Origin of the sequence: Rhodococcus sp. 14-2470-1b (genome assembly GCF_002259415.1) — a bacterium.
GTDB lineage: Bacteria > Actinomycetota > Actinomycetes > Mycobacteriales > Mycobacteriaceae > Rhodococcoides.
Window position 1 is genome coordinate 117,037 of the sequence record NZ_NPFY01000022.1, and the last position, 24,717, is coordinate 141,753.

Here is a 24,717-nt window from a genome sequence, read left to right on the forward strand (position 1 = left end):
AGCCTTCTCGACAGATACGGTGCAACGTCCGGGCCGAGCGTCAAGCCGCGGGAAGCTCCCAAACGGAAGCGCGGGGGTCAGTGTACAACCGGGAAATCAGTCGTTCGCGTGCAGAGCAGCGTTCAACTCGACGCCGGTGCCCTTCCACGGAACGACCTCCACCGCACCGGACACGGAGTTCCGACGGAAGAGCAGGTTGCTCTTTCCGCTGAGCGTCGCAGCCTTGACCACGGTGCCGTCGGGACCGGACACCTTGGTGCCCGCGGTGATGTAGAGACCTGCCTCGACCACGCAGTCGTCACCGAGCGAGATACCCAGGCCGGAGTTGGCGCCGAGCAGGCAGCTCTTACCCACCGAGATGACGTTCTTCCCGCCTCCAGAAAGCGTGCCCATGATGGATGCGCCGCCGCCGACGTCGGAGCCGTCGCCGACGACGACTCCAGCCGAGATACGACCCTCGACCATCGAGTTGCCGAGCGTCCCGGCGTTGAAGTTCACGAAGCCCTCGTGCATGACGGTGGTGCCGCTGGCCAGGTGCGCACCGAGGCGCACACGATCGGCGTCGGCGATGCGCACACCGGAGGGGGCGACGTAGTCGACCAGGCGGGGGAACTTGTCGATCGAGTAGACGGTGACCTGGCCGCGGGCACGTAGGCGAGCGCGAACGTTCTCGAAGCCCTCCACCGCAGCCGGGCCGAAGTTGGTCCACACGACATTGGCGAGGAATCCGAACTGGCCGTCGAGGTTGACACCGTGCGGCTGCACGAGCCGGTGAGAGAGCAGGTGAAGGCGAAGGTAGACGTCGTGCGCGTCGACAGGCGCATCGTCGACGGACGCGATGGTGGTGCGCACGGCCACGACGTCGACGCCGCGAGCCTCGTCCGGACCGACGAGTGCCGCGAGCTCGGCGGGAATGTCCGCACCGTCGAGTCGGGTGGTGCCGGCATCGGTGTAGTCACCGAGCTCAGGGCTCGGGTACCAGGTGTCGAGTACGACTCCGCCGGTGGTGATGTTGGCAAGACCGATTGCAGATGCTCCCTGTGCGCTCACAGGTATCGAGAATACGGTGTGGGTCCGCAGGGGGTGGACACGGCCGATGGATGTCACCGCCGGGGTGTAGACATGAGCGCAGGTACCGGGGAGGAATCGAAGTGTGGGGGATGAACGTGCACGTAGCGAAACGAATTCGGACAGCAGTGACGGCTGTGACCGTGGCGGCGATTGCCGTCGCCGGCGCGGTGCTCGTCGGGACACCGGCCGCGTCCGCGGCACCGGACTGCGCGGCAGCTGCGGCACCGGTCCGAGTCGGTTCGGTCGGCGGTGCGGCGCTCGAAGGGCTCGCCGTCGACTCGTCGGGCAGGCTCTACACGACGGACATCATCACCGGAAGCGTCTTCCGGATCGACGCACCTGGACTGCCCGCCTACGAGATCGCGCGTGTTCCCGGCGGTGGCGGCGCGCTCGCCTGGATGCCCGACGGCACCCTGCTCGTCGGCTACGGAGCCAACCCGACCGTCATCGTCGGGGACATCGTCAAGGCAGCCGGGATCGTGCGGTTGAATATCGACACGCTCGAGACCAGCACGTTCGCCACCGGCCTCAGCGCAGCCAACGGTCTTGCCGTGGCCGACGACGGAACTGTGTACGCGACAAACGATTTCGGTAGCCTGGTCGGCCAGGTCGCGTCGGACGGAACGGTGAACCCCGCGTGGGCGCGGCTACCCAGTGCCAACGGCGCGGTGCTGGACGAGGCTGGTCGGTACCTGTACGTGTCCAGAACGTTCGTGAACTCGGGCGTCAGCAGAATTCCCATCGCGAACCCGTCGGCGCCGGAGAGCATTCTCGACCTGAACGGACTCGATTCGCTCAGCGCACCGGACGGGCTCACCCTCGATTCCGCCGGCCGACCGGTCGTGCCGCTGAACACCCGAGGCCAGATCGTCCGAATCGATGCGCCCGGACAGTACTGCGTCCTCGGTAGTGGCATTCCCACCTCGAGCGTCGTGATCTACGGACGGGGCGAGCAGGGCTTCTCCAGCGGACGGCTGTTCCGGGCGGGCTTCGACGGGTCGGTGTACGAGATCCCCGGCGGCCGCGACCTCGGGTAGCGCTTAAAATCGTCCGATGAGCGTTCCCCACCTGGATCTGCACGCCGACCCGATCGACTTGACGGCTGCACTCGTCGACATCCCCAGCGTCTCCGAGGACGAGTCGGTGATCGCCGACGCCGTCGAAACCGCACTACGTGATCAGACAACCGGGTTCGAGATCGTCAGGAACGGCAACGCCGTACTCGCGCGGACACATCGCGGGCTACCCACCCGCGTGATGCTCGCCGGGCACCTCGACACCGTTCCGATTGCGGACAATGTGCCGAGCCGTCGTGAACGCGACCACGCCGACGGCGACGTGATCCACGGTTGCGGCACGGTCGACATGAAGTCCGGGGACGCAGTCTTCCTGCATCTGGCGGCTACCGTGGACGCTGCCCACGACCTGACCTTGGTCTTCTACGACTGCGAAGAAATCGCGGCGTCCAAGAACGGGCTCGGCCGCATCGAACGTGAACTGCCGGAGTGGTTGCAGGCGGACGTTGCCATTCTCGGCGAGCCGTCGGGAGGGTTCATCGAGGCGGGCTGCCAGGGCACTCTGCGAGTGCGTCTCACAGCAGGAGGGACCCGCGCGCACAGCGCTCGGTCGTGGCTGGGAGACAACGCCGTTCACAAATTGGGTGCGGTGCTGGACAGACTTGCCTCATACGAAGCCCGCCAGGTCGACATCGACGGCTGTGTGTATCGCGAAGGCCTGCAGGCGGTGCGCATCTCGGGCGGCGTCGCAGGAAACGTCGTCCCCGACGCGGCGGAAGTCGACGTGAACTTCCGATTCGCGCCGGACCGCAGCGTCGAGCAGGCGGTCGGTCATGTTCGCAACGTGTTCGCCGGGCTCGGTCTCGGCGTCGAGGTCACCGACTCGTCGCCCGGTGCACTACCGGGGCTCGGCGCTCCCGCCGCGGCCGCGCTGATCGAGGCCGCCGGCGGCCAGTTCCGCGCCAAGTACGGGTGGACCGACGTGTCCAGATTCTCCGCTCTCGGTATTCCCGCCGTGAACTACGGACCGGGTGACCCGAACCTGGCGCACAAGCGTGACGAGCGGGTGCCGACCGCGCAGATCACCGACGTCACGTCGGTCCTTCGCGAGTATCTTTCGAAGGCGTAGCGGGGTCGCCGGATAGCCTGTCCGCATGGACGACGACAAGGCAGCTAGGCACAAGGGTTCAGTGGTGTTGCGGCGCGGACGCAACTCCGAGACGTCCACGTCGGATCAGCGTCTGCTGGATCAACGCGGCCCCGGAAACTGGATCCACACCGACACGTGGCGAGTTCTGCGTATCCAGAGCGAATTCGTCGAAGGGTTCGGTGCGCTCGCCGAGGTGCCAAGGGCCGTCACGGTATTCGGCTCCGCCCGCACCCCACAGGATCACCCGGAGTACGAACGCAGCCGGCAGCTCGGAAAGAGCCTCGCCGAGGCCGGATTCGCCGTCATCACCGGTGGTGGGCCCGGCGTCATGGAAGGAGCCAACCGCGGCGCGTCCGACGCCGACGGCTTCTCCATCGGCCTCGGAATCGAGCTGCCGTTCGAGCAAGGGCTGAACGACTGGGTCGACCTCGGGGTCAACTTCCGTTACTTCTTCGTTCGAAAGACGATGTTCGTCAAGTACTCCCAGGCTTTCGTCTGCCTTCCTGGAGGATTCGGCACCCTGGACGAACTGTTCGAGGCACTCACCCTCGTCCAGACCCAGAAAGTCACCAGGTTCCCGATCATCCTGCTGGGCACCGACTTCTGGTCCGGCCTGATCGAGTGGATCAAGAACACGCTCGTCGCCGAAGGTAAGGTCTCGCCGTCCGACCTGGAACTGATCCACTGCACGGACAGCGTCGAGGAAGCCGTGCGGATCATCGAAAGCACAACGGGGGAGCAGTCATGAGTTGGAACGTGTGCGTGTACTGCGCGTCGGGGCCTGTCGACGAGTCGTTCATCGAATTGGCGCGCGAGCTGGGAACGGAAATAGGTCGTCGAGGTTGGGGGCTGGTGTCCGGCGGCGGCAACGTGTCGATGATGGGCGCCGTCGCGGAAGCCGCCCGCGCGGCCGGCGCCAACACCGTCGGGGTGATACCGAAGGCGCTCGTCCACCGTGAGGTCGCCGACGTCGACGCCGACGAGCTGATCGTCACCGACACCATGCGCGAGCGCAAGAAGGTGATGGAGGACCGCGCCGACGCGTTCATCACGCTGCCGGGAGGCATCGGGACGCTGGAGGAATTGTTCGAGACCTGGACGGCGGGTTACCTGGGTATGCACGCCAAACCCATCGTTCTGCTGGACCCCGTCGGTCACTACGACGGGCTCTTGCAGTGGATCGACAGCCTGTCCTCGACGGGATTCGTGCAACAGCGGGCCCTGGACGCGCTGGTCAGAACCGACACCGTCCGGGGTGCGCTGGATGCATGCGCGGAGCCTGCGGGGTGACCTCGAATTTGGACGGGAGCGGAGCCTGCGGAGTGACCTCGAATTGGACGTTACTCTGGAGTAAGGTTAGCAAGGTCACATCGGACTAAGGGGAGTTCATGGCTGTCGATGCCCGTCAGAAGATCAAGGTGACCGATGTCGCCGTCGCGTTGCCGAAAATGGTGACGGAGGTGCCGAGCCTGCTTCGGGGCGTCGCCGGATTCACTCGCAAGCCCCATCACAAGGCGTCGATCGGCCTCGTGTTCCAGGATGCTGCGGCGAAGAACGGTGACAGGCCGTTCGTGCGGTTCGAAGGGGAGTCCACGTCGTACGCGGACGCCAATGCGATCGTCAATCGATACGCCGCTGTCTTCGCGGACCGGGGTGTGACGCGCGGGGATGTCGTCGGGGTACTGAGCAAGAATCGCCCGGAGGCCCTGTTCGCGGCGCTGGCTGCGGTCAAGCTCGGTGCGACGGCCGGAATGTTGAACTACAACCAGCGCGGTGACGTGCTCGAGCACAGCCTGGGGATTCTCGACGCGAAGGTCCTGGTGTTCGACGAGAACACGCAGGAGGCACTCGATTCGCTCGAGGCCGCTCCGCAGGCCGGGTCGGTTCTGCCGTTGACGGAACTCGACGAGCTGGCTCAGAAGGCGTCGCCGAAGAACCCGTCGGTCACCGCGGAGATCCTGGCGAAGGAGAAGGCGTTCTACATCTTCACCTCGGGCACGACGGGTATGCCGAAGGCGAGCTTGATGAGCCATTTCCGGTGGCTCAAGTCGATGTCCGGTCTCGGCAACATGGGCGTACGCCTGCGTAGTGACGACGTCATCTATTGCTGCCTGCCGCTCTATCACAACAACGCTCTGACGGTGACGCTGTCCTCGGTGCTTGCCGGTGGCGCGACGATGGCGATCGGCAAGCAGTTCTCGGTGAGCAATTTCTGGGAAGACATCAAGGTCAACGAGGCCACGGCGTTCACCTACATCGGTGAGCTGTGCCGGTACCTGCTCACCCAGCCGAAGAAGGCGACCGACCGTGACAACACGGTCAAGCTCGTCGTCGGCAACGGTCTTCGCCCGGAGATCTGGGAGGAGTTCACCGAGCGGTTCGGCATCCAACGTGTTGCCGAGTTCTACGGCGCCAGCGAGTGCAACATCGCCTTCATCAATGCGCTGAACATGAAGAAGACCGCGGGAATCTGCCCGCTGCCGTACGCGGTGGTCGAGTACGACGAGGAGTCCGGCAAGGCCAAGCGCGGTCAGAACGGCAAGCTGCGGAAGGTCGGGAACGGTGAGGTCGGTCTGCTGCTCTCCAAGGTCACCGATCGCGCCCCGTTCGACGGCTACTCCGACGACGAGGCCACCGAGAAGAAGCTCGTCCGCGACGGGTTCAAGGACGGCGACGCATGGTTCGACACCGGCGACCTCGTGCGTAAGCAGGGTTTCCTGCATGTCGCGTTCGTCGACCGCCTCGGCGACACGTTCCGCTGGAAGGGTGAGAACGTCGCGACCACGCAGGTGGAAGGTGCCCTCGGCGGCCATTCCGCCATCGACGGTGCCGTCGTCTACGGCGTCGACATCGACGGTGCCGACGGCAAGGCAGGCATGGCTGCGGTGACGTTGCGCGACGGTGAGTCGTTCGACGGCAAAGCCGTCGCAGCGCATCTGTACGACAAGCTTCCGACGTACGCCGTGCCGTTGTTCGTGCGCGTCGTCGACAGCCTCGAACAGACATCCACGTTCAAGAGCCAGAAGGTCGCCCTCCGCAAGCTCGGCTACGAGGAGGACGGCGAGAGCGAGCTCTACGTGCTGCGCGGCAAGTCCGGCGGTTACGACACGGCGTACGACGGTTACGTCGACGAGGTCGCGGCAGGTAAGGCGCCCAGCAGCAAATAATGCGCGTGCCAGTATTGAAAGCATGAGCACTCTCTGCGGCAAGCCGGTGGCCGACGATCGCGCGCTCGTCATGGCGATCGTCAACCGCACTCCTGATTCCTTCTACGACAAGGGTGCGAACTTCACCGACGAGGCGGCGATGGCGTCGGTCCATCGCGCCGTCGCCGAGGGTGCCGACATGGTCGATATCGGCGGCGTCAAGGCGGGCCCGGGTGTGCTCGTCGACGCTGCCGAGGAGATCCGTCGCGTCGTTCCGTTCGTCGAGGCCATCCGCGGTGAGTACCCGGATCTGCTGATCAGTGTCGATACCTGGCGTAGCGACGTGGCGAGGCTCGCGTGCGGTGTCGGTGCCGATCTCATCAACGACACGTGGGCCGGGGCGGACCCTGGGCTCGTCGGGGTAGCCGCCGAGGAAGGCGTCGGCATCGTCTGCTCGCACACCGGAGGTGCCACGCCTCGTACCCGACCACACCGTGTTCGCTACGCCGATGTCGTTGCCGATGTAGTCGAGGAAGTGACAGCCGCGGCCGAGAAAGCTGTTGCCGCGGGCGTTCGTCGCGACTCGATTCTGATCGACCCGACCCATGATTTCGGCAAAAACACCTTCCACGGGCTCGAGTTGTTGCGTCGCGTGGACGTTCTTGTAAACACCGGATGGCCAGTGCTCATGGCGCTGAGCAACAAGGATTTTATCGGGGAGACTCTAGGTGTAGAACTCGCCGACCGGTTGGAGGGAACATTGGCAGCGACAGCATTGGCCGCAGCAGGCGGCGCCCGAATGTTCCGGGTGCACGAAGTTGCGTCGACCAGAAGAGTCGTAGACATGGTTGCGGCGATACAGGGAAACAGGGCCCCGGTGCGGACCGTCAGGGGGCTGGCATGACGCTTGCGGACCGAACCACCGTCCTGGATTCATGGGCGGACACCAATACGTGGGACACCCCGTCGTGGTCCATCGCGGAGCTCGAGGCAGCGAAGGCGGGCCGCACCGTCTCCGTCGTACTGCCTGCGCTCGACGAGGAAGACACCGTTGCGGCCGTGGTGGATACCATCCATCCACTGCTGGGCGGTCTCGTCGACGAACTGATCGTCCTGGACTCCGGGTCTACAGACGCCACCGCCGAACGTGCCACGGCCGCCGGTGCGCGGGTCATCAGTCGCGAGGAAGCAATTCCCGGACTCGACCCGGTCAGGGGCAAAGGTGAAGTTCTGTGGCGAGCGATCGCCGCGTCGACGGGTGATCTGATCGCGTTCGTCGACTCCGATCTGATCAACCCGGACCCGGCGTTCGTGCCCAAGCTTCTCGGCCCCCTGCTGATGGGCGACGGAATCCATCTGGTGAAGGGCTACTACCGACGCCCGTTGCGCACCAGCGGCACCGAGGACGCCAACGGCGGTGGCAGGGTCACCGAGCTGGTTGCACGGCCGATGCTCGCCGCCATGCGCCCGGAGCTCACCGGTGTGATCCAACCGTTGGGCGGGGAGTACGCCGGAACGAGAGAACTCCTCTCCGCGGTGCCGTTCGCTCCCGGCTACGGCGTGGAGATCGGACTGTTGCTCGACACCTACGACAAGCTGGGACTCGGCGCGATCGGTCAGGTCAATCTCGGTGTCCGCAAGCACCGCAACCGCCCGCTGGTGGAATTGGGCGCGATGAGCCGTCAGATCGTGGGCACCATGTTGAACCGGTGCGGAATGGTGGACTCGGGGGCGGGACTGATGCAGTTCCGCGTCGACGGAGATTCGTTCGTGCCGTTCTCCACCGAGGTGTCGCTGGCCGATCGGCCCGCCATCAACACCTTGCACGCGTAACGGGCAGGACCGTCCGAGAGCAGGGCTGTGAGAAGATTCTGCGATGCTGACGCTTCTGTTGTACGTCGTCGTCATCGCGGTCATCGCAGCCCTGCTCTTCTTCGTTGCAAGTGCCGTGTTCGGTCGCGGTGAGGAGCTCGAACCACTGCCCGAGGGCACGACGGCCACCGTCCTTCCTGCCGAAGGCGTGACCGGCGACGACGTGAAAGACCTCAAATTCCAGCAGACGATGCGCGGCTACAAGCCCAGCGAAGTCGACTGGGCCCTGGAGCGGCTCGCTGCGGAGATCGACCTGCTCCGGTCGCGTCTGGACGATACGACGAACGTGGACAAGTGACGGCCGTACCAGGCCCCGACGGCAAGCTGAGGTGCCCGTGGGGAGCGACCGACGACGACCTGTACCGCGCCTATCACGACACCGAATGGGGTCGTGAGCTCCACGGCCGAGACGCTCTGTACGAGCGCCTGTGCCTCGAAGCGTTCCAGTCCGGATTGGCCTGGATCACGATCCTGCGCAAGCGTGAGAACTTCCGTCGAGCCTTCGCTGGATTCGATCCGACGATCGTCGCCGCGTTCGATTCCGCAGACACCGAGAGGCTGATGCAGGACAGCTCGATCGTGCGGAACCGCGCCAAGATCGAAGCGGCCATCGGCAACGCGCGGGTGATCCTCGACCTGGACCCGGACCTCGACTCGCTGCTCTGGTCGTTCGCGCCGACGCGACGACCGAAGCGTCTCGATTCGATATCGGACGTACCTGCCGTGACCGCGGAATCCACAGCGATGGCCAAGGAGCTCAAACGCCGTGGACTGCGGTTCTTCGGTCCGACCACGGCTTACGCATTGATGCAGGCCACCGGAATGGTCGACGATCACCTGACGGGATGTTGGGTGAAGTCCCCGAATACCGACTCCAGTTCCCGGTATCGGTCTCGATAGGGAAGAATGGAGCGCAAGAACCATTCTCGCTCACGGCGAGAACACTTTTTTGGCCGAGGCGCAGAGCTTGGTGGCGCAGATCTGGAGGGAGCAGAGGATGGCGGCGATGAAGCCCCGGACCGGGGACGGTCCCCTCGAAGCAACCAAAGAGGGACGAGGGATCGTGATGAGGGTGCCGCTCGAAGGCGGAGGACGCCTGGTCGTCGAGCTCACCCCTGACGAGGCAGCCGCCCTCGGTGAAGAGCTGAAAGGCGTCACCGGTTAACTGTTTTTCGTTTCTGTGCCCAGCCCCGCTTGCCCATTCCGGCAGGTGGGGCTTAGTGGTGGTCGGGGTGCGCGGTGATCAGGTGTCTCGTGCTCGCTGACGTGATCGACCTGCTCGTCTGCCCCCACTGCGGCGCCGATCTCGACGTGGAGGACCGCACTCTTCTGTGCGATCGCGGGCATTCGTTCGACGTCGCACGGCAGGGATACGTCAGTCTGCAACCGGGGAGCGCAGGCAAGATCACCGGCGACTCACCGGACATGATCGCGGCCCGCACCGCGTTCCTGAGCACCGGCCACTTCGACCGGGTGTCGGGGGCCCTCGTCGACGCGGTCGGTGCGCGGCGCAACGTGCTCGAGATAGGCGTCGGCAGCGGTCACTATCTGGCGGCCGTCCTCGACCGCACCGGGGGACGCGGAATCGGCATCGACGTGTCCAAGGCTGCGGCTCGTCGTGCGGCGCAGGCTCATCCCGCGATCGGCTCCGTGGTCGCCGACGTCTGGAACGGCCTACCCGTCCGTTCCGGCTCGCTCGACGCGATCACCTGTGTCTTCTCGCCGCGCAACGCGGCGGAATCCAGGCGAGTTCTCGCACCGGGAGGCAGGCTCGTCGTCGTTACCCCCACCGTCCGGCATCAACAGGAACTGATCGGCGAACTCGGACTCATCGGCGTCGACGAGGACAAGGCCAGGCGGCTCGGCGATTCCCTGTCCGGAGGGTTCGACCAGGTGGGGAGGACAACCGTCGAGTACCGCATGGAACTGACCCACGCCGAGGTGGGCAGCCTCGTCGGGATGGGCCCGTCCGTTCGGCACACCACCGAGGCGGACAGGCGCGCCGCAATCGAATCGCTACCCGAGCCGGTGGTCGTGACCGCGTCGGTCGTCGTCGGAACCTACGAGCGACGGGCGAGCGCCGCGGAGTAGACGTCGAGCGTCTGTTGAGCGATGGCCGCCCACGAGAATTCGGCGACGGCACGGGCACGACCGGCCTTGCCCATCGAGGCTGCGAGCGTCGGATCGAGCGCGACCTCGTTGACCGTTCGTGCCAGAGCCTGCTCGAACGTCTGCGGTTCGTATGCGTTGTAGTGCACGAGACGACCGGTGACACCGTCGTCGACGACCTCCGGGATGCCTCCGACGTCGGACGCGACCACCGCCGTTTCCGCAGCCATGGCCTCGAGGTTGACGATACCCAGCGGCTCGTACACCGACGGGCAGACGAAAACCTGTGATGCAGAGAGGATTTCGCGGATCTTCTCGGTGGGAAGCATCTCGCGGACCCAATGGACGCCGTCACGGGCAGCGGACAACTCGGCAACCGCACGTTCGGTCTCCGCGGCGATCTCCGGGGTATCGGGAGCGCCCGCGCAGAGCACGAGCTGGATCGACGGATCGAAATGGTGCGCGGCGGCGATCAGATGCCCGACACCCTTCTGGCGCGTGATCCGCCCGACGAACGCGACGATCGGCCGATTCAGGTCGACGCCGATGGCGTCCAAAGCGGAATCCGACGGATCGGCGGCGGGCCCGGCATGCCAGTTCTCGGTGTCTATCCCGTTGCGCACCACGTGAACACGCTGCGGGTCCAGACGCGGGTAGGCATCGAGTACGTCCTTGGCCATGCCCTCGCTGACGGCGATGACCGCGTCGGCGTACTCGACGGCATTGCGCTCGGACCACGACGAGATGCGGTAGCCGCCGCCCAGCTGCTCGGCCTTCCACGGACGGCGAGGCTCGAGCGAATGCGCGGTGAGGATGTGCGGAACGTCGTACAACTCCGCGGCCAGGTGGCCGGCGAGACCGGTGTACCAGGTGTGCGAGTGCACCACGTCCGCGTCGGCCGCGGCATTCGCCATCCGCAGCTCCGCCGACAAAGTCGTCAGCGCCGCATTGGCGCCCTTCAGCGCCGGATCGGGATCATGGACCTGCGCGGTGTCCCGCGGCGCACCCATACAGTGGATCTCGACCTCGCACAGCGCTTTCAGCTGCGCCGCGAGTTCGGTGACATGCACCCCGGCGCCTCCGTAGACCTCCGGCGGGTATTCCCTAGTCATCATCGCCACGCGCACATCTGTAAACCTACATTCCCGCGGTGAAACGCGTGTACTGCTAGCAAGGTTCACCCAGTGCGGATAGGTTGGCTCTGTGAGGACACAACCGCATGTTCTAGGGATCGTGCTTGCCGGCGGTGAGGGTAAGCGGCTCTACCCCATGACCGCGGACAGAGCAAAGCCAGCCGTACCGTTCGGCGGCGCCTACCGACTCATCGACTTCGTTCTGAGCAATCTCGTCAACGCCGGATACCTCCGGCTGTGCGTGCTGACCCAGTACAAGTCTCATTCACTGGACCGCCACATCTCCCAGACCTGGAGGCTGTCCGGATTCGCCGGTGAGTACATCACCCCGGTCCCGGCGCAGCAACGCCTCGGCCCGCGCTGGTACACCGGCAGCGCCGACGCCATCTTCCAGTCGCTCAACCTCGTCTACGACGAGGACCCCGAGTACATAGTCGTTTTCGGTGCCGACCACGTCTACCGCATGGACCCCGAGCAGATGGTCCAGCAGCACATCGACTCCGGCGCAGGCGTCACCGTCGCCGGGATCAGGGTGCCGCGCAGCGAAGCCTTCGCGTTCGGATGCATCGACAGCGACGAGAACGGCAAGATCACCCAGTTCCTGGAGAAGCCCGCTCAGCCTCCGGGCACACCCGACGACCCCAATGTCACCTACGCGTCGATGGGCAACTACGTCTTCACGACGAAAGTTCTGATCGACGCCATCAAAGCGGACTCGGAGAACTCCGACTCCGACCACGACATGGGCGGCGACATCATTCCCGCACTCGTCGAAGCCGGTGTCGCTTCGGTCTACGACTTCAACGACAACGTCGTGCCCGGCGCCACCGAACGCGACCGCGGATACTGGCGCGACGTCGGAACCATCGACGCCTTCTACGACGCGCACATGGACCTGGTGTCCGTCCACCCGATCTTCAACCTCTACAACCGCCGCTGGCCTATCCGCGGCGCCGCGGAGAACCTCCCGCCCGCCAAGTTCGTACAGGGCGGACTCGCGCAGGAATCCGTCGTCGGCGCCGGATGCATTCTCTCGGCCGCGACCGTCCGCAATTCGGTGCTCAGCTCCAACGTGATGATCGACGACGGTGCCACCGTCGAAGGCAGCGTCCTCATGCCAGGCGTACGCATCGGCAAGGGCGCAGTGGTTCGCCGGGCAATCCTGGACAAGAACGTCGTCGTCGGGCCCGGCGAAATCATCGGCGTCGACATGGAACGCGACAACGAACGATTCAACGTCTCCGCGGGTGGCGTCGTCTCCGTCGGCAAGGGCGTCTGGATTTGACGTGAGTGGAGCCTGCGGAATGACCCGAGGTCAGCTGCGCGAAGCCCCGGGAGTGGAGCCTGCGGAATGACCCAAGGTCAGCTGCGCGAGGCGCAGATCAGTCCGTCGCCCAGCGGAAGCAGGACGGTGGTGAGGCGCTCGTCCTCGGCGATGGCGCGGGCTGCTGCGCGTACTGCAACAGTGGTGGCGTCGCGCTGCGTCGAGTCCGGCACCCGGCCGTTCAGCAGTGCGTTGTGGAGAACCAGTACACCGCCCGGGCGCAGCAGTCGGACGCTCTCCTGAACGAAGTGAAGGTGGTCGACGGGGCTGGCGTCGATGAACACGAGGTCGTAGGTGTCGTCGGCGAGGCGAGGCAGGACGTCGAGCGCCCACCCGTTGATCAGTCGCGTCCGTGACGGCGGGATACCTCCGGCGCGGAACGCTTCCTTGGCCGCGCGCTGGTACTCCGGTTCGGTGTCGATGGTCGTCAGTACGCCGTCCTCGCGCATGCCGTCGAGTAGCCAGAGGCCGCTGATGCCGGCGCCGGTCCCGATCTCGACGACCGTCTTCGCGCCGAGCATCTGAGTGAAGATGCTCAGGATCGCGCCGACGGAGGCAGGCACGGGTGCTGCACCGAGGTCCTCGGCGCGTTCGCGAGCCGAGACCAGAACGTCGTCCTCCTGAGCGGATTCCTCGGCATACGACAGCAATCTCTCGGCATTAGTCGGCACCCTGCGACATTAACGTGACCCGCACGATTTTCCGAGCGGACAGGTTTCTCAGCGGCACCTCAGGTTATTCACACGTCGGCCACACGCGAGTGGGAGAAGCTACTTGTGATCGCTTGATCGACGAGCAACGCGAAACAGGAACATCCCGGCGGTGTCGCTGGTTGTACTGGTACGTGTTCCTGAGCAGGAGGATCCAGCCATCTACGAGATCAAAGAAGATCTAGACACCGCCGAACTGAGCGGCACCGCCGCTTTCGATGCCAGCGGCGAGGACGCCACCATGCCGTCCTGGGACGAACTGGTCCGTGAGCACGGTGACCGCGTCTACCGTCTTGCCTACCGGTTGTCCGGTAACGCCCAGGATGCCGAGGATCTGACGCAGGACACGTTCATCAGGGTGTTCCGGTCCCTGTCGAACTATCAGCCGGGAACGTTCGAGGGTTGGCTGCACCGCATCACCACCAACCTGTTCCTCGACATGGTTCGTCGACGCAATCGCATCCGCATGGAGGCGTTGCCCGAGGACTACGACCGGGTGCCGTCGGAGACGCCCAACCCCGAGCAGATCTATCACGACGCTCGATTGGATCCGGATCTGCAGTCCGCGCTCGACTCGTTGGCGCCCGAGTTCCGCGCAGCGATCGTGCTGTGTGACATCGAAGGCCTGTCCTACGAAGAGATCGGTGCGACACTGGGCGTCAAGCTCGGGACGGTGCGTAGTCGTATCCATCGTGGACGCGCGGCGCTACGGGAGTACCTTCGAGTGAACGGGAAGGTCGACACTTCTCACGCCAGTGTTCAGTAGCTACGAGGAGGGTTGGATGACGCAGGCCCGAGAGCCACGGCGGTTCAGCTCTACCGAACATCTGGCCAGCGAAGCGATTGCTGCATTCGCCGACGGAGAGCTCCGCATGAACGCGTACCTTCGCGCGGCCCGGCACATTGCGGAGTGCCCCGAGTGCGCAGCAGAGGTCGACGCCCAGCAACAGGCGCGCAGCGCACTGAAGGATTCGGGCGAGATGTCGATGCCCAACTCGTTGCTCGGTCTGCTCAGTCAGATCCCGATGTGCGAGCCGCCCGAGGTCAAAGCAGAGGTCGAGCGACGCCGACGCGTCATCGTGACGTCGGTCGTGAACCTTCGTCGCCGACGCCGTTAGGGTCGCCTGTGTAATCTTGGCCGCTGTGACCGACGTGAGCGAGGGGTACCGGGAACGCGTGAGCACCAATACAGATCGCAGCACCGACACTGACCCGGAGGCGCCGCGGCTACCACCGCGGCCGGTCTACCGGCCGGAGGTGGACCCCGCAGCCACTGCAGCGTTCGGTCGTCCGAGCGACGTCGAAGGCTCCTTCACCCCCGCTGCCCGTCGGGGCGAACCGTCGCCCAGAATCACGTCGCGCGCCCCCGATCCTGTTCTCGCCGAGGCGTTCGGCAGGCCCACCGACGCGCAGGAATCGCTGCAGCGCGATCCCGATGCTCCCACCGGCCCCCCGGAGCCCGAACCAGAACCCGAGGATCCGTGGCGCGATCCGAACTCCACCGTCAGGCTCGGCGCCGCAGCCGAGGACATTCCCGAGCCCGCAGTCCGGCCGTTCGGCCCGAAGCTCGGTGTCCGTGAGGTTCTGTTCGGTGAGAAGGTCGCCCCGAAAGCGCTCGTCGTTCTCGGCGTCGTCGCACTGGCCATCGGTCTTGTCGGCGGCCTCATCGGGCGTGAAACAGCCGAGGTCACCGGAGCTCTGACCAGTCAGAAGGTGAATCTGACGCAGTCGAGCGGCGAAGACTTGCCCCAAGGGCAGGTGGCACGCGTAGCCGATGCAGTCCTGCCGTCCGTGGTGTCCATTCAGGTCACACTCGGCGACAACGCAGGGACCGGCTCCGGCGTCGTCATCGCCGGCGAGGGGTACATCGTCACCAACAATCACGTCATCTCGATGGCGGCCACCAACCCCGATCGAGCGACGCTGCAAGTGACGTTCTCCGACGGCACCAAGGTTCCCGCCGACATCGTCGGTCGCGACATCAAGACCGACCTCGCAGTGCTCAAGGCCGATGTAGGCAACCTCACCGTTGCCGAGCTCGGCAACTCCGCGGACGTCCAGGTGGGGGAGGACGTCGTCGCCGTCGGCTCGCCGCTCGGTCTGAACAAAACCGTCACCCGCGGCATCGTCAGTGCACTCGATCGGCCCGTGCGACTGTCCGGTGAAGGCACCGACACCGACGCCGTCATCGACGCAGTGCAAACCGACGCCGCGATCAACCCGGGTAACTCCGGTGGACCACTGATCGACGCCGAAGGCCGCGTCATCGGCATCAACTCGGCCATCCGCAGCGAGAGCGGCGGATCTGTCGGTCTCGGTTTCGCGATCCCGATCGACGACGTCACCGAGGTGGCTCAGTCGCTGATCCGGACCGGCGAGATGAAACACCCGGACATCGGCATCAACGCTCGATCGGTGATCAACGACGCAACGTCCGGTGCAGAAGTGGCGAACGTTCGCGCTGGAGGGCCTGCCCAGGAAGCCGGAATCGTCGAGGGCGACGTCATTACCAGAGTAGGTGATCGTGCTGTGACCAGCGCCGATGAGCTGGTTGTCGCCGTCCAATCAAGCGAAATCGGTCAGTCGACGCCGGTGCAGCTGGTCCGGTCCGGCAGACTCGTCGATGTGTCGGTCACCCCGGTTTCGGACTAGGCTGACAGGCGTGTTCGGCAACATCGGCTGGGGAGAGCTCGTCATTCTCCTGGTAGCAGCACTCGTCATCCTCGGTCCAGACAGGCTGCCCGGCGCAATCAGCTGGGTCACCAAGTCCATCCGCCAGGTCAAGGACTACGCCAACGGCGCAAGCCAGCAACTCAAGGACGAGCTGGGCACCGACTTCGAGGACCTGCGCAAACCCCTCGCCGACCTCAATCAGCTCCGCGGCATGACCCCGCGCGCCGTCATCACCAAACACTTGCTCGACGGCGACGACTCGATCTTCACCGGCAACTTCGACTCCAAGAAGCCGAACGGCAGTTCCAACGGGACCCCGAACACCCCCGCCAAGCCGTCGCTCGAGAAGAAATTGCCCGCGGGCCAGACCCCTCCCATCGACTCCGACGCCACGTAGCGCTCTTTTCGTTACAGCATGAATGCGCCACCGCAGCTGTCTGACCGCTGCGGTGGCGCCTTCATGCCGTGGGTGGAGCGTTACAGCACCTTGTTCAGGAAGTCCTGGGTCCGAGGGTTCTGCGGGTTGCCGAAGAGCTGATCCGGGGTTCCTTCTTCGACGATGACGCCGTCGGCCATGAAGATGACTCGGTCCGAGACCTCGCGGGCGAAGCCCATCTCGTGGGTGACGACGACCATTGTCATGCCGCCTTTCGCGAGGTCGCGCAGAACCTGCAACACTTCGCCGACCATTTCGGGGTCGAGTGCGGAGGTGGCCTCGTCGAACAACATGATCGACGGGCTCATCGCGAGTGCTCGGGCGATTGCGACGCGCTGCTTCTGACCGCCGGAGAGGCTGGCGGGCTTGTAGTCCGCGCGCTCGGACAGTCCGACCTGCTCGAGCAGTTTCAGTGCCGTGTTCTTGGCCTCGGACTTCGACATCTTCTTCGTCTCGACGGGTGCGAGCATGACGTTCTCGAGTGCCGTCATGTGCGGGAAGAGGTTGAAGTGCTGGAACACCATGCCGATGTTCTGGCGGATCTTGTCGAGGTTGACGTTCTTGTCGGTCAGGTCGACGCCGTCGACGACGACGTGGCCGCCGGTGATGTCCTCGAGTTTGTTCAGGCATCGCAGGAAGGTGCTCTTACCGGATCCCGATGGTCCGATGACGCAGACGACCTCGCCGTTGGCGATCTCGGCGTCGATTCCCTTGAGGACTTTGTTGTCGCCGAATGCCTTTTCCAGCGCCTTGATCGAAATCTTGGTGCTCACTTGTTGATCCTCTTCTCGAGCCGGTTCGACAGCTTGGTGAGTGCCATGATGATGATGAAGTACATGACGCCGATGATCAGCCACATGTTGAACGACTCGAAGTTGCGGGCGATGATCAGTCGGCCTGTCTGTGTCAGCTCGGCCAGGCCGATGACCGACAGCAACGACGTGTCCTTCAACGTGATGACGAACTGGTTGATGTACGACGGAATCATCGTGCGGATGGCCTGCGGCATGACGACGCGGCGCATCGACTTGAGGTAGCTGATACCGAGGCTGCGCGACGCTTCCATCTGGCCCTTGTCGACGGCGAGGATTCCGCCTCGGACGATTTCGGCCATGTAGGCGCCTGCGTTGAGCGACAGCGTGATGATGCCCGCGGTGAATGCGGACATCTGGAAGTTCAGGGCCGCAGGGACGCCGAAGTAGATGAAGAATGCCTGCACCAGAAGCGGTGTGCCGCGAAAGATATCGACGTACGTCGTACCGATTCCCCGGAGCACGATGTTGGACGAGACTCGGAACAGGCCGAAGATCGCGCCGAGAACCAGAGCGATCGCGATGGAGATGACGGTGAGAACGACGGTCAGCCAGAGGCCCTTGAGCAGCAGCTGCCAGCTACTGGCGATGAGCCCGGGAATCGAGGTGTCCGAGGTGGATGCCTCGGCGCTGAGGTAGGTGTCGAGGATGTCGTCGTACTGGCCGCTTTCGCGGAGGTTGGCCAGGCCTGTGTTGAACTGCTGAAGTAACTCGGCGTTGGTGCCCTTTGCCACCGCGAAGCCGTAGCTCGCGCCCGACTCCTTCTCGGTCACCGTCTTGAACCCGTTGCCCTGCGTGATGCCGTACGCCAGCACCGGGTAGTCCTCGAACGCTGCCGCGGAGTTTCCGGTCCGAACTTCCTCGAACATCGTCGCGGAGTCGTCGAAGCTGCGGATGGTGAAGCCGTACTGGTCGGCGATCGAGGTGGCGAACGTCGCGCCCTCGGTGCCGTTCTTGACGGCGACGGACTTGCCTCGCAGGTCCTCGTAGCCCTCGATGTCGTTGTTGGACTCGAGGATTGCCATCTGAACGCCGGAGTCGAAGTACGGATCCGAGAAATCGAACGTTGCCTTACGCGCGTCCGTGATGGACATTCCGGCGATCATGCCGTTGAACTGACCGCTCGTGACGCCTTGCAGGGCGGTGTCGAAACCGACCTGCTCCACGTTGTAGGTGAAGCCCTGGTCCGCGGCGATCGCGGCCAGGAGGTCCATGTCGATTCCGACGAGTTTGCCCTGCTCGTCCTGGAACTCGAAGGGAGCGAACGTGGTATCGGTGGCGATGGAGTAGTTCTGTCCGGACGGAGGCGGCGGCTGCGCCGACGCCAGGGCCGAACCGAACAGCGACCCCACCAGGGTCACGAAAAGGGCGAGCACGATCGGTATGAGTACCGTCCGACTCGATTGCGGCTTCTTCATGCAGGCCACTCTCTATCGAAGAAAAGGATTCTCACCAAAGTGTAAGACTTGGCGAATTCTAAGACTCCAACCCTCGACAGGTGTGCATTCGGGTGGTATCAGGCCCTTCGGGTGGTGTCGATGCTCAGCGACATTCCGACGAGTCCGCGCTCCCGCACTGCGAGCTGCTTGGCCACCGCTTCCAACGCCTGCGCGGCCGGAGTCTCGGGCTGCGCCAACACGATCGGAGTGCCGGCGTCGCCACCCTCGCGGACTGCAGTGTCGAGTGGAATCTGGCCCAGCAGAGGCACTTTCGCGCCCACGGCCTTGGTGAGCCGATCCGAGACATCCTGGCCGCCGCCGGACCCGAAAATGTCCATGCGGGTGCCGTCGGGCAGCTCGAGCCACGACATGTTCTCCACGACTCCGGCGATGCGCTGACGGGTCTGCAGAGCGATCGCGCCTGCGCGTTCGGCGACCTCGGCGGCAGCCTGCTGCGGCGTTGTCACGACGAGAATCTCGGCGCCGGGAATCAACTGAGCCACCGAAATGGCAATGTCTCCAGTGCCGGGCGGGAGGTCGAGGAGCAGCACGTCCAGGTCGCCCCAGAACACGTCGGCAAGGAACTGCTGCAACGCGCGGTGCAGCATCGGTCCCCGCCACACCACGGGTGTGTTGCCCGTGGTGAACTGCGCGATCGAGATGAACTTCACGCCGTGCGCCTGCGGCGGCATGATCATCTTCTCCACCTGAGTGGGTTTGGCGTCGTTGCCGAGCATGCGGGGGACCGAGTGACCGTAGATGTCGGCGTCGAGCACACCCACCGACAGGCCACGCTTGGCCAGCGATGCGGCGAGGTTGACCGTCACCGAGGACTTTCCGACGCCGCCCTTGCCCGACGCGACCGCGTACACACGCGTCAGCGAGCCGGGTTGAGCGAACGGGATGATCGGTTCCGCGGAATCGCCGCGGAGAGATTTGCGGAGTTCGGTGCGCTGCTCGTCGTTCATCACGTCGAGCTCGACGGTGATGGTGCCGACCCCCGCGACATCGGCGACGGCTTTGGTGACGCGGTCGCTGATCTCGGTTTTCATCGGGCAACCAGCAGTGGTGAGGTAGATGCCGACGTCGACGGATCCTCCGTCGCCGATGGTGACACCCTTGACCATTCCCAGGTCGGTGATGGGTTTGCGAATTTCCGGATCGATGACTTTCGAGAGTGCGCTTCGAACGTCGGATTCCGTCAGTACTGCCATGAGTTCATGCTAGTGGGGCGGGAGTGGAGCCTGCGGAATGACCCTGGGGAGGCGGGAGTGGAGCCTGCGGAATGACCCTCAGTGGATGCGTGGGAGCTGGTCGGAGGTGGGGACGATGCCGGTGGCGTAGCCGGTGGACCAGGCGAGGACGTTGGCGACGTAGGCCATGGAGTTGTTGTAGCGCAGGATGGCTTTGGTGGTCTGTCCGAGGTCGCGGAGGTTCAGGCCGCCGTCGCACAGGTAGTCGCCGGTGGCGAGGGCTGCGTCGTACAGGTTCTGTGGGTCGGAGATGCCGTCGCCGTTGCCGTCGGCTTTGTAGCGGTTCCAGGTTTCGGGGAGGAACTGCATCGGTCCGACTGCGCGGTCGAAGTTGGGGTCGCCGTCGAGTGCGCCGCCGTCGGTGTCGGCGATGACGTTGTTGCCGGCGAGCGATCCGTCGAGGCGGGGGCCGAGGATGGGCTCGAGCAGCTGTCCGAGGTCGTCGGCTTTGCCGTTGTTGGCGTGGGTGGATTCGACGCGGCCGATGCCGGCGATGATGGTCCAGCTGATTCCGCAGCCGGGCTGGGTTTCGGCGAGAATCCGCTCGGCGTTCTTGTAGGCGGAGACGTTGACCGTCGGGATTGCGATGGGGCTGGCGGCGAGGCTCGTCGGCAATTCCGGCGTCGGCGGGATTTCCGGCGCGGGTGCCGGGACGGGTGCTGCCTGCGGAACGGGTGCCTCGGCTGCGGCGACGGGCTGTGCCGCGGTGTCGTCCGCTATGGGGGCGGGTGTTTCCACGACGGGCTCGGCTTCCTGCGCCGTGGAGTTGGTCGTCATGAAGGGGATGTACTCGGCCGCGCCTGCGCTGGTGGCGGCGGTGACGAGTCCTGCGGGGACGAGACCCGTCAGAGCAATCACCGAATTCCGGCGTACGTTGGAATTCGATGCTTTTCTGTGACGTCCCACGCGTCGGTACCTCCTGATCGTTTGCGAACCGGAGTCGAGGGTACCTGATTCGAGATCGTTCCGTTACACGGCCGTTATCAAGCGGCCGGGCGGAACTAATCCACGTCGAACTGGGCGTCGTTCTCCGGCGCCGGACCGTCGTCACGCTTACGTAGGCTCTGCTTCTTCCTGGACTTCTTCGGCGCCGCGGACGGCTCGCCGCCCATCTGTTCCAGCAACTCGCGGATCTCGTCGAGCTCACGCCGCAGGTAATCGCGAGTCGCGACCTCACCGACGGCGATACGCAGCGACGCCAGCTCGCGGGCAAGGAACTCGGTGTCCGCCTTCGTCTGCTGTGCCCGAGCACGGTCTTCTTCCAGCGAGACCCGGTCGCGGTCGTCCTGACGGTTCTGCGCGAGAAGGATCAGCGGGGCGGCGTAGGCAGCCTGCGTCGAGAACGCGAGGTTCAACAGAATGAACGGATACGGGTCCCACTGAAGCGCGACGACGGCAACGTTAAGGAAGATCCAGACGATGACGATGATCGTCTGGATCGCCAGGTACCGTCCGGTGCCGAGGAAGCGGGCGGCGCGCTCTCCCGAGCTGCCGAGGTCGACGTCGAGATGCCAGTTGAACAGCCGCGAACCCTGCGGTGTGTCCATGCGCTGCCGAGCGGATTCCTTCACTGTCCTGCCACCTCCTGATCACGCCAGTCCTCGGGAAGAAGATGGTCGAGAACGTCGTCCACTGTCACTGCTCCGACCAGGTGATCCTCGTCGTCCACCACCGGCCCGCACACCAAGTTGTACGTCGCGAAATATCGGGTGACGGCCGTCAGGCTGTCCTCCGGCGACAACTTCGGCAGTGCCTTGTCGATCACGCCGCCGACCAGGCTCGCCGGCGGTTCGCGGAGCAATTGCTGAAGGTGAACACACCCGAGGTAAGCACCGGTCGGAGTTGCCGTCGGCGGGCGAACGACGAACACCAGCGAGGACAGCGCAGGCGTCAGATCCGGGTTACGCACCCGGGCGAGAGCCTCGGCCACCGTCGTCGACGCGTTCAACACCACCGGTTCGGTGGTCATCAGACCACCGGCTGTGTCCGGTGAGTGTTCGAGAAGGCGCCGAACCGGAGCGGAATCCTCCGGGTCCATCAGACGTAGCAGCGATTCCGCCTCGGGCTCGGGCAGTTCACCCAGAAGGTCGGCTGCGTCGTCGGGATCCATCGCCTCGAGCACGTCGGCGCCGCGTTCGACGCCGAGGTAATGCATCAGTTCGACCTGATCGTCGTCGGGAAGTTCCTGTACGACGTCGGCGAGCCGCTCGTCGTCGAGGGCGTGTGCCACCTCCATCCGTCGTTTCACCGGCAGCTCACGCATCGCGTTGGCCACGTCGGCAGCCCGAAGGTCCTCGAACTGCATCAACAGCTGCGCGACGCCTTGGCCGGGGAGGGACAGCTCGTTCTGGGTCAGACCTTGGACGTGTTGCCAGTCCACGACATGGATTGCACCTCGGCGCGCGAGCCTGCCGCGGCTGCGCCGGACCGCGACCCGGGCGACGAGCCAGTCACGGGTTCGGGTCAGTTCGATACCCAGGTCGACGACGATGGACTCCGCGTCGTGCAGCTCTTCGAGTTCCGGGTCGTCGACGCGGACTTTGGAGTCGAGAATTTGCGCGAAGACGAGGATTTCATTGGCTCGCTGCGAGAACCTGCGCAGACTCACGTTGCCGGTGTTGAGCTGAACGGAGTTGGGCTCGATGCTGGTGACGCGCAGCATCGGCACGAAAATTCTTCGGCGCGTCGCGAGTTCGACGACCAGGCCGAGCACTCGGGGTTGGGCGCGACCGACGCGCATGGTGATGACGAGATCGCGAACGCGGCCGATCGATTCGCCGTCGGGGCCGAGCACGACCAGACCCGCGAGCCTGGCTGCGAATAGCTTGCTCAGTGCTGCCATGATGGAAAGGTTAGAGCGTGACAGTACGAACCGGAGAATCGACAGCCGGTGACCAAGCAGGGAGCGATGAGGCTCGAATGAGCTCGGTGAAGCAAGACCGTCCCCGCCGATCCGTCCTCGCGGTTCCCGGCAGTTCCGCGAAGATGATCGAGAAGGCCAAAGGACTGAAGGCCGACGCTGTCTTCCTCGATCTCGAGGACGCAGTCGCCCCGATCGCCAAGGTGGAGGCGCGCGGACGCATCGTCGAAGCGCTGCTGTCCGACGGATGGGGAGACCAACTGAAGGTCGTTCGCGTCAACGACTGGACGACGCCCTGGACCTACGGCGACGTCATCGACGTCGTCTCCGGTGCGGGCGCTCGGTTGGATGCGATTCTGCTCCCGAAGGTCGAGACCGCCGCGCACGTCGAAGCTCTCGATCTGCTTCTGACCCAGGTCGAGAAGACGAGCGGACTCGAGGTAGGCGCCATCGGGATCGAACCGCAGATCGAAAGCGCCCGCAGCCTGCGCAACATCGACGAGATCGCGACGGCCAGTCCCCGTGTGCAGACTCTCGTGTTCGGTCCGGCGGATCTGATGGCCAGTGTGAACATGCGCACCCTCGTCGTCGGCGAACAGCCGGAGGGGTACGACACCGGTGACGCCTACCATCACATCCTGATGACCATTCTGCTCGCCGCGCGTACTCATGGACTGCAGGCGATCGATGGTCCGTACCTCCAGATCCGTGATCTCGACGCGTTCCGCCGCGCCGCTGGCCGCACGGCCGGTCTCGGCTTCGACGGCAAGTGGGTGCTGCATCCGACACAGATCGATGCCGCCAACGAAATCTTCTCGCCCCGGCAGGCCGATTTCGACAAAGCCGAGAACATTCTCGAGGCGTACGAATTTCATACTTCCGAAGCCGGTGGTGGCCGCGGTGCGGTGATGCTCGGAGACGAGATGATCGACGAGGCGTCGAGAAAGATGGCTCTGGTGGTCAGTGCGAAAGGACGCGCGGCAGGAATGCTGCGTAGTGAAGTAACACAAAGTTCAGATTCGGGCACAATAGAGCAATGACGAATCCACTTTCGCAGCCCGGCCGTCCAGGTCAGGGTCTTCCGACTCCGCCGTCCGGGTGGCCGATCGGTTCCTACCCGACGTACGCCGAAGCGCAGAAGGCCGTCGACTACCTGTCCGACCAGGAGTTCTCGGTTCAGGACGTCACTATCGTCGGCGTCGACCTCATGCAGGTCGAGCGTGTTCTCGGTCGGTTGACATGGCCGAAAGTCATTGGCGGAGGCGTCGTCTCGGGCGCCTGGCTCGGGCTGTTCCTCGGCCTGGTGCTGGGTATCTTCACCAACGGCAACATTCTCGGGGCGTTGATCATCGGCATCGTCGGCGGCGTCATCTTCGGATTGATCTCCGCGGCCATTCCGTACGCGGCCACCAAGGGTCAGCGAGATTTCGCGTCGAGCATGCAGTTGGTCGCCGGTCGCTACGACGTGTTGTGCGAGCCCAAGAGTGCGGAGAAAGCACGCGATCTGCTCGCGCGTCTCGCGCTCTGACGCGTTCGTCGCGACGGCAGGTTACGGAATAGTCCCAATATCCCTTTCGCCGGCCCTCGTTCGGTTACGTTTCTTTACGTACAGGACAGTCAATAAGGAAGTTCTGTATACGTAATCGAAAATACGGAGGCGGAAAGTGCCGAGACAACGTAGTCAAAGGCCTCGTGGTGCGAGGCCTGCACACG

General features: G+C 64.6%; 27 protein-coding genes. 18 read left to right on the forward strand and 9 right to left on the reverse strand.

Annotated elements, in window-relative coordinates; all coding sequences use genetic code 11:
• Positions 1 to 96: 96 nt before the first annotated feature.
• Positions 97 to 1,050 carry a 2,3,4,5-tetrahydropyridine-2,6-dicarboxylate N-succinyltransferase gene (dapD, locus tag CH293_RS17120; RefSeq protein ID WP_037105972.1) on the reverse strand — a complete coding sequence of 318 codons (954 nt, stop codon included), beginning with the start codon at positions 1,048 to 1,050 and terminating at the stop codon, positions 97 to 99.
• A gap of 110 nt (positions 1,051 to 1,160) precedes the next feature.
• Here dapD and CH293_RS17125 point away from each other — a divergent pair, with 110 nt between their 5' ends.
• From CH293_RS17125 to CH293_RS17175, 11 genes are all read left to right on the forward strand, one after another.
• A complete protein-coding gene (locus CH293_RS17125; RefSeq protein WP_094720897.1) occupies positions 1,161 to 2,108 on the forward strand; it encodes an SMP-30/gluconolactonase/LRE family protein in 948 nt (315 codons plus the stop codon).
• Between the two features lie 16 nt (positions 2,109 to 2,124).
• On the forward strand, positions 2,125 to 3,216 hold the full coding sequence (dapE, locus tag CH293_RS17130; RefSeq protein ID WP_094720898.1) for a succinyl-diaminopimelate desuccinylase: 1,092 nt from the start codon (positions 2,125 to 2,127) through the stop codon (positions 3,214 to 3,216).
• A 25-nt stretch (positions 3,217 to 3,241) separates the two neighbouring features.
• Positions 3,242 to 3,985: a TIGR00730 family Rossman fold protein gene (locus CH293_RS17135; protein ID WP_094720899.1), complete on the forward strand. Its 744-nt coding sequence runs from the start codon at positions 3,242 to 3,244 to the stop codon at positions 3,983 to 3,985.
• Entirely contained in the window at positions 3,982 to 4,527 is a 546-nt protein-coding gene (locus CH293_RS17140) for a TIGR00730 family Rossman fold protein (protein ID WP_094720900.1), read from the forward strand. Before CH293_RS17135 ends, CH293_RS17140 begins: the two co-directional genes overlap by 4 nt.
• A gap of 98 nt (positions 4,528 to 4,625) precedes the next feature.
• On the forward strand, positions 4,626 to 6,404 hold the full coding sequence (locus CH293_RS17145) for a long-chain-acyl-CoA synthetase (protein ID WP_094720901.1): 1,779 nt from the start codon (positions 4,626 to 4,628) through the stop codon (positions 6,402 to 6,404).
• 22 nt (positions 6,405 to 6,426) lie between these two features.
• Positions 6,427 to 7,287, forward strand: coding sequence for a dihydropteroate synthase (gene folP, locus CH293_RS17150; RefSeq protein WP_094720902.1), 861 nt, complete (start codon positions 6,427 to 6,429; stop codon positions 7,285 to 7,287).
• Complete coding sequence (locus CH293_RS17155; RefSeq protein WP_037105990.1) at positions 7,284 to 8,216, forward strand: glucosyl-3-phosphoglycerate synthase; 933 nt, start codon at positions 7,284 to 7,286, stop codon at positions 8,214 to 8,216. The genes folP and CH293_RS17155 overlap by 4 nt, the downstream gene beginning before the upstream one ends.
• Positions 8,217 to 8,259: 43 nt before the next feature.
• Positions 8,260 to 8,553, forward strand: coding sequence for a DivIVA domain-containing protein (locus CH293_RS17160; protein WP_037105992.1), 294 nt, complete (start codon positions 8,260 to 8,262; stop codon positions 8,551 to 8,553).
• A gap of 26 nt (positions 8,554 to 8,579) precedes the next feature.
• Entirely contained in the window at positions 8,580 to 9,155 is a 576-nt protein-coding gene (locus CH293_RS17165) for a DNA-3-methyladenine glycosylase I (protein ID WP_176460042.1), read from the forward strand.
• Positions 9,156 to 9,252: 97 nt separating this feature from the next.
• On the forward strand, positions 9,253 to 9,420 hold the full coding sequence (locus tag CH293_RS17170) for a DUF3117 domain-containing protein (RefSeq protein ID WP_068369835.1): 168 nt from the start codon (positions 9,253 to 9,255) through the stop codon (positions 9,418 to 9,420).
• An 89-nt stretch (positions 9,421 to 9,509) separates the two neighbouring features.
• Complete coding sequence (locus CH293_RS17175) at positions 9,510 to 10,346, forward strand: putative RNA methyltransferase (RefSeq protein WP_094720904.1); 837 nt, start codon at positions 9,510 to 9,512, stop codon at positions 10,344 to 10,346.
• Here CH293_RS17175 and glgA read toward each other — a convergent pair.
• Complete coding sequence (glgA, locus tag CH293_RS17180; protein WP_037106001.1) at positions 10,316 to 11,491, reverse strand: glycogen synthase; 1,176 nt, start codon at positions 11,489 to 11,491, stop codon at positions 10,316 to 10,318. The two genes, CH293_RS17175 and glgA, sit on opposite strands and share 31 nt — an antisense overlap.
• Positions 11,492 to 11,567: 76 nt before the next feature.
• On the opposite strand from glgA, the gene glgC reads away from it, so the two are divergent.
• A complete protein-coding gene (glgC, locus tag CH293_RS17185) occupies positions 11,568 to 12,782 on the forward strand; it encodes a glucose-1-phosphate adenylyltransferase (protein ID WP_026347836.1) in 1,215 nt (404 codons plus the stop codon).
• Positions 12,783 to 12,859: 77 nt separating this feature from the next.
• Here the strand turns inward: glgC and CH293_RS17190 are convergent, their stop codons facing one another.
• A complete protein-coding gene (locus tag CH293_RS17190; RefSeq protein WP_026347835.1) occupies positions 12,860 to 13,492 on the reverse strand; it encodes an O-methyltransferase in 633 nt (210 codons plus the stop codon).
• 199 nt (positions 13,493 to 13,691) lie between these two features.
• On the opposite strand from CH293_RS17190, the gene sigE reads away from it, so the two are divergent.
• Genes sigE through tatB form a run of 4 tightly spaced genes read left to right on the forward strand, consistent with a single transcriptional unit; the run spans position 13,692 to position 16,601 of the window.
• Positions 13,692 to 14,297 (forward strand): RNA polymerase sigma factor SigE, encoded by a 606-nt coding sequence (gene sigE, locus CH293_RS17195; RefSeq protein WP_026347834.1) that lies wholly within the window; start codon positions 13,692 to 13,694, stop codon positions 14,295 to 14,297.
• A gap of 16 nt (positions 14,298 to 14,313) precedes the next feature.
• Positions 14,314 to 14,649, forward strand: coding sequence for a hypothetical protein (locus tag CH293_RS17200; protein WP_033188102.1), 336 nt, complete (start codon positions 14,314 to 14,316; stop codon positions 14,647 to 14,649).
• A 16-nt stretch (positions 14,650 to 14,665) separates the two neighbouring features.
• Positions 14,666 to 16,183 (forward strand): S1C family serine protease, encoded by a 1,518-nt coding sequence (locus tag CH293_RS17205; RefSeq protein ID WP_094720905.1) that lies wholly within the window; start codon positions 14,666 to 14,668, stop codon positions 16,181 to 16,183.
• A gap of 10 nt (positions 16,184 to 16,193) precedes the next feature.
• Entirely contained in the window at positions 16,194 to 16,601 is a 408-nt protein-coding gene (gene tatB / locus CH293_RS17210; RefSeq protein WP_037106006.1) for a Sec-independent protein translocase protein TatB, read from the forward strand.
• A gap of 80 nt (positions 16,602 to 16,681) precedes the next feature.
• On the opposite strand, the gene CH293_RS17215 is transcribed toward tatB, so the two are convergent.
• From CH293_RS17215 to CH293_RS17240, 6 genes are all read right to left on the reverse strand, one after another.
• Complete coding sequence (locus tag CH293_RS17215; protein ID WP_094720906.1) at positions 16,682 to 17,413, reverse strand: amino acid ABC transporter ATP-binding protein; 732 nt, start codon at positions 17,411 to 17,413, stop codon at positions 16,682 to 16,684.
• Positions 17,410 to 18,870: an amino acid ABC transporter substrate-binding protein/permease gene (locus CH293_RS17220; RefSeq protein WP_094720907.1), complete on the reverse strand. Its 1,461-nt coding sequence runs from the start codon at positions 18,868 to 18,870 to the stop codon at positions 17,410 to 17,412. Before CH293_RS17220 ends, CH293_RS17215 begins: the two co-directional genes overlap by 4 nt.
• A gap of 98 nt (positions 18,871 to 18,968) precedes the next feature.
• Entirely contained in the window at positions 18,969 to 20,105 is a 1,137-nt protein-coding gene (locus CH293_RS17225; protein WP_037106015.1) for an Mrp/NBP35 family ATP-binding protein, read from the reverse strand.
• A 78-nt stretch (positions 20,106 to 20,183) separates the two neighbouring features.
• Positions 20,184 to 21,050 (reverse strand): lytic transglycosylase domain-containing protein, encoded by an 867-nt coding sequence (locus CH293_RS17230; RefSeq protein ID WP_176460036.1) that lies wholly within the window; start codon positions 21,048 to 21,050, stop codon positions 20,184 to 20,186.
• A gap of 95 nt (positions 21,051 to 21,145) precedes the next feature.
• The gene (locus CH293_RS17235) at positions 21,146 to 21,691 is read right to left on the reverse strand and encodes a DUF1003 domain-containing protein (RefSeq protein ID WP_176460043.1); all 546 of its coding nucleotides are present in this window, start codon (positions 21,689 to 21,691) and stop codon (positions 21,146 to 21,148) included.
• Positions 21,692 to 21,711: 20 nt separating this feature from the next.
• Positions 21,712 to 22,986: a CBS domain-containing protein gene (locus CH293_RS17240; RefSeq protein WP_037106023.1), complete on the reverse strand. Its 1,275-nt coding sequence runs from the start codon at positions 22,984 to 22,986 to the stop codon at positions 21,712 to 21,714.
• A gap of 77 nt (positions 22,987 to 23,063) precedes the next feature.
• Here CH293_RS17240 and CH293_RS17245 point away from each other — a divergent pair, with 77 nt between their 5' ends.
• The gene (locus CH293_RS17245) at positions 23,064 to 24,044 is read left to right on the forward strand and encodes a CoA ester lyase (RefSeq protein ID WP_094720910.1); all 981 of its coding nucleotides are present in this window, start codon (positions 23,064 to 23,066) and stop codon (positions 24,042 to 24,044) included.
• Positions 24,041 to 24,532: a general stress protein gene (locus tag CH293_RS17250; RefSeq protein ID WP_019665374.1), complete on the forward strand. Its 492-nt coding sequence runs from the start codon at positions 24,041 to 24,043 to the stop codon at positions 24,530 to 24,532. The genes CH293_RS17245 and CH293_RS17250 overlap by 4 nt, the downstream gene beginning before the upstream one ends.
• Positions 24,533 to 24,717 lie beyond the last annotated feature (185 nt).

Coding starts and splice junctions, on each gene's coding strand:
- CH293_RS17125 (WP_094720897.1), top strand. CDS start 1,161: ATGAACGTGCACGTAGCGAAACGAATTCGGACAGCAGTGACGGCTGTG.
- CH293_RS17250 (WP_019665374.1), top strand. CDS start 24,041: ATGACGAATCCACTTTCGCAGCCCGGCCGTCCAGGTCAGGGTCTTCCG.
- CH293_RS17140 (WP_094720900.1), top strand. CDS start 3,982: ATGAGTTGGAACGTGTGCGTGTACTGCGCGTCGGGGCCTGTCGACGAG.
- CH293_RS17200 (WP_033188102.1), top strand. CDS start 14,314: ATGACGCAGGCCCGAGAGCCACGGCGGTTCAGCTCTACCGAACATCTG.
- folP (WP_094720902.1), top strand. CDS start 6,427: ATGAGCACTCTCTGCGGCAAGCCGGTGGCCGACGATCGCGCGCTCGTC.
- CH293_RS17220 (WP_094720907.1), bottom strand. CDS start 18,870: ATGAAGAAGCCGCAATCGAGTCGGACGGTACTCATACCGATCGTGCTC.
- CH293_RS17245 (WP_094720910.1), top strand. CDS start 23,064: ATGAGCTCGGTGAAGCAAGACCGTCCCCGCCGATCCGTCCTCGCGGTT.
- dapE (WP_094720898.1), top strand. CDS start 2,125: ATGAGCGTTCCCCACCTGGATCTGCACGCCGACCCGATCGACTTGACG.
- CH293_RS17160 (WP_037105992.1), top strand. CDS start 8,260: ATGCTGACGCTTCTGTTGTACGTCGTCGTCATCGCGGTCATCGCAGCC.
- CH293_RS17135 (WP_094720899.1), top strand. CDS start 3,242: ATGGACGACGACAAGGCAGCTAGGCACAAGGGTTCAGTGGTGTTGCGG.
- CH293_RS17145 (WP_094720901.1), top strand. CDS start 4,626: ATGGCTGTCGATGCCCGTCAGAAGATCAAGGTGACCGATGTCGCCGTC.
- CH293_RS17240 (WP_037106023.1), bottom strand. CDS start 22,986: ATGGCAGCACTGAGCAAGCTATTCGCAGCCAGGCTCGCGGGTCTGGTC.
- CH293_RS17170 (WP_068369835.1), top strand. CDS start 9,253: ATGGCGGCGATGAAGCCCCGGACCGGGGACGGTCCCCTCGAAGCAACC.
- CH293_RS17155 (WP_037105990.1), top strand. CDS start 7,284: ATGACGCTTGCGGACCGAACCACCGTCCTGGATTCATGGGCGGACACC.
- CH293_RS17235 (WP_176460043.1), bottom strand. CDS start 21,691: ATGGACACACCGCAGGGTTCGCGGCTGTTCAACTGGCATCTCGACGTC.
- CH293_RS17225 (WP_037106015.1), bottom strand. CDS start 20,105: ATGGCAGTACTGACGGAATCCGACGTTCGAAGCGCACTCTCGAAAGTC.